This window comes from Deltaproteobacteria bacterium (assembly GCA_012522415.1).
Lineage (GTDB): Bacteria > Desulfobacterota > Syntrophia > Syntrophales > JAAYKM01 > JAAYKM01.
The window spans coordinates 1-3,479 of the sequence record JAAYKM010000130.1 but is presented as its reverse complement, the minus strand read 5'-3'; the positions used below and the strand labels follow the sequence as shown (position 1 = coordinate 3,479).

Here is a 3,479-nt window from a genome sequence, read left to right as displayed (position 1 = left end):
TGTTCCGCCGGAAATAATATTCCTGGACTTTGCTGCTGGACATCGGCAATAGAGTATGGTAAAAAATACCAGTGCCTTGCCGGGGTGGCGGAATGGTAGACGCAGCGGACTCAAAATCCGCCGTGGGGTAAATGAATCCGTAGTCCCTTGCAAATACCGACTTTTCGAGTTTCAAGGTTCTTTTTAAGCGCAGTGGACTGTTTTTTATGGGGCTTACATTTGACGCTTCCTGACCATCAGGGGCGTCTTTTTTTTGTGCTCAGAAAATACCTTTCCCTTGTGGATATGGACTAACTGTCTGTAAGCCTCAAGATATTCTAACTAATCTTGTCCGTCACTTTGTCCACAAAGCATAAAACCTGTGGTGATAGTTATGCAATCGGTTGTCCACCCCCCTTGCATCACTTTAACGTAAGTGGTAGATTATGTATAGAACCAAGTAAATACTACCACGAAGGGGGGTGAATAGCCATGAGTGAACTTGCGATTTTGAGAATGCGAAAGGGTTTGACTCAGAAAGTGATGGCGGAAAAAATGGGTATCCATGTAGCCACATTGTCATTAATCGAACGGAAACGACTTGTTCCAAGTGATGACCATCGGCGAAAAATCGTAGCGGCCTATGGAATCGAGGAAGCTGATTTTTTCGAGGCGTCCGGTCTGGCGAAGTAGCAGGACCGGTAATAAAAAAAGCCGCCGGGACGGGCGGCAGAAAGGAAAGTGGGAATGGCGAGACAAGATAATTTTACCACACTAAGGTACTATAAGGCCGTATTCAGAGACGGGAAGCTCAGAAAAGCCCTTCATCCAAACATAGCAGGGCAGATTGAAACGATATGCGGCGACATTGAATCTATTCTGAGCGGCGACTACAAAAAACTATCTTCTGTATGTATCTGCGCAACAATGCGGGAAAAGAAGTACTCTTCTGAATCCTTCGATGAAATGATAGCAAGAGGTGCTTTCCCTGGTCCCGGCTCTTTCGAGGCGGCTCGTTTATATGCTCTTGAAGCGGCGAGGAACGGCGAAGTAGAGGACAAGGCTGATGACTGGGTGTTTCGGGCGATTAGGGACGGAGTAGTGAACACGTTGTATCTGAAAGAGCACTGCAAACCTCAGACGATACTTAAGCTAGTTGTGAAGCTCTTCCCTGAAATAGATCGTGTCAAGGCGTGGGCGCTGGCGAAAGAAGAGTACTTCAGGCGGCTTGAATTCCATCGTGATTTTTCTTTTAACCCTGACGACGACTGGGAAGCGGACGTGCTTGCAGAAGAAGCGGCATCAGCAGCGAAACCGACGCCCGAAGAAGAAGTTGGGAACAGCCTGGGTGGCTGGCGTCGAGTTGCCCGTGAACTCACCTGGTGTAAGATTTACGATTCAGTATTCCGCTCGACGATGGCCCGTCTGCATCGTGTTGTGACTAATTTCTTCATGCTCCCCCACAGATCGGCCCGGATGTTCTCTGGTACAACGGCGCATGCCGCATCCAGACACCGACAGGAAGACGACAGCGGCGGCGACTCTGAATCTGACCCTGCTGACCCTCCAAGGCTTTCCTACCAGGGAAGGATCATCCCTCCTGCGCCGATCCAGGCGCTATTAATCCCATTAACTCACAAGACGAATAGCTTTTCATCCTCGCTGCTGACGCCTCTGTACTGTTGCTGCATGGACTGGAGGTGGGCTGCATGACCTTCCAGAGAACCGGCGAAGACGTCAAGCGGCAGCTCCGGCAGAAAGACCTGGTGCTCGAACATCTCAAGACCGGAGCGCCATTGACTCAGGACATGAGCAGGGAGCTATACGGTTGCAGGCATGTAGCCTCCCGTATTTCCGAATTAAAGAAGGACGGTCATATCATCCTCTCCTTGAGGAATGACCAAGGCTGCAGCACTTACCTGCTTCTCTCTGATGAAGGGGGTCGGGAGTGATGGCGTACATGGATGATATGCGCACCTGGGCGCAGCAGCTCCCGTATCGTGGGAGATGGGAGGATCACGAAAAGACGAACTGGCTTATCAGCTCCCCATTTCGTGAGGACCGGCATCCATCCTTTTCAATCGACCTGGTGAAGCGGACCTGTCTTGACCGGGCGTCCGGTGAAAAGATGCTCCTCTCGGAATTCTGCCAGGCGTTGGGAATTGAGGAGCCTTCCCGCCAGGATGGAAAATCCCTTCCCTCTCGCAGAGACGATGAGACGACACAGGCAGAAAAGAACCGGGGCTATATCCAAGACGTATGGAACAGTGCCGCTCCCGCACCGGCTGACTTCCCCTATCTGCAGAGGAAGCAGGTTCCTCCTCACAGCTGCCGGACCTGCTTTGACAGGAACATGGCTGACCAAGTTCTTCTCGTACCGGCCTACAATGCCTCCGGTGAATTGGTGGGTCTGGAACGCATTCCGGCGACGCAGGGGCAGGACAAAAAACACCTGAAGCAAAAGAAGGGAGCCTGCCACCTTATCGGGACCGTATCAGAGGGGAAGCCTGTATACGTGGCGGAGGGATACGCAACAGCCGCAAGCCTTCACCTGATAACCGGCCAGCCGGTGGCTGTGGCCTTCACCTGTTGGAACATCGAGGCGGTCTGCCGGATATTCAAGGATCGGCACAAGGCGGAACCATATGCCTGTCCCGACGCCGGTGACGCCGGGAAAATCGCCGCCACACAATGCAGGTCCGCAGGCTTCCAGGTTGTTGAACTGCCGCCGGAGAGCCGGAACGGGCTTGACTGGAACGACGTCCATGTTGAGCAAGGCATCGAAACCGCAAGGGCTCTTTTCCGGGACCGGTGGGCCGTGGCGCAGGCGGAGAGTGTGTGGTTGTCACGAGAAGAGGAGAAGATAAGTATCCTCGACCTTGTGGAAGCTCCTTCTCCAGGGAGCGCTCAAAGACCGGAGAAGATATGGCACTTTCCCCGGAAACACCTCAACCTCGTGGCAGCTGATCCAGGCATGGGAAAATCCATCCTCATGACGAAGGTAGCCTCTGACCTTTCCATTGGGGCTCCCGTACTGGGGATGATCGCCGAGCCGGTACGGAAAACCCTGTATCTTAATGGTGAGTGCGGTAAGGACTACTTTAACTGGCGTTTCAAGGCCTCTGGGTGGAAATACTTGGATGATAATTTCCAGGTGGTCCATCAGGAAGTGCTCTCTGACAAGGGTGTGGATCTTGACCTCGACACCCCACAAGGGAGGAAGAACCTGGAAAACCTTCTGCACTCCAACACACCAGACCTACTGATCATAGATTCTCTGCCCGCCTTCTCGGACGAAGACCTCAACGATGGGAAGGCCCAAAACGAGATCTGCAAGCACCTGAAAACACTTGCAACAAAATACAACCTTGCAGTCGTTCTGATAACGCACCTGAGAAAACGTCGCCTTCAGGATCAGGGTACAGAACCTACTCTCTCTGAGATCCAAGGTTCCAACGCTGGGGCGAAACTGTGCAATGTTGCCCTCGTGATCTATGAAT

At 52.5% G+C, this 3,479-nt stretch carries 4 protein-coding genes; all 4 read left to right on the top strand.

The window, feature by feature from the left end:
• Positions 1 to 471 precede the first annotated feature (471 nt).
• Positions 472 to 672 carry a helix-turn-helix transcriptional regulator gene (locus tag GX147_10035; GenBank protein NLN61011.1) on the top strand — a complete coding sequence of 67 codons (201 nt, stop codon included), beginning with the start codon at positions 472 to 474 and terminating at the stop codon, positions 670 to 672.
• A gap of 54 nt (positions 673 to 726) precedes the next feature.
• Positions 727 to 1,692 carry a hypothetical protein gene (locus tag GX147_10030; protein NLN61010.1) on the top strand — a complete coding sequence of 322 codons (966 nt, stop codon included), beginning with the start codon at positions 727 to 729 and terminating at the stop codon, positions 1,690 to 1,692.
• The gene (locus GX147_10025; GenBank protein NLN61009.1) at positions 1,689 to 1,931 is read left to right on the top strand and encodes a hypothetical protein; all 243 of its coding nucleotides are present in this window, start codon (positions 1,689 to 1,691) and stop codon (positions 1,929 to 1,931) included. The genes GX147_10030 and GX147_10025 overlap by 4 nt, the downstream gene beginning before the upstream one ends.
• On the top strand, positions 1,931 to 3,479 hold a 1,549-nt coding region (locus GX147_10020; protein NLN61008.1), incomplete at its 3' end, for an AAA family ATPase. The genes GX147_10025 and GX147_10020, both read left to right, overlap by 1 nt.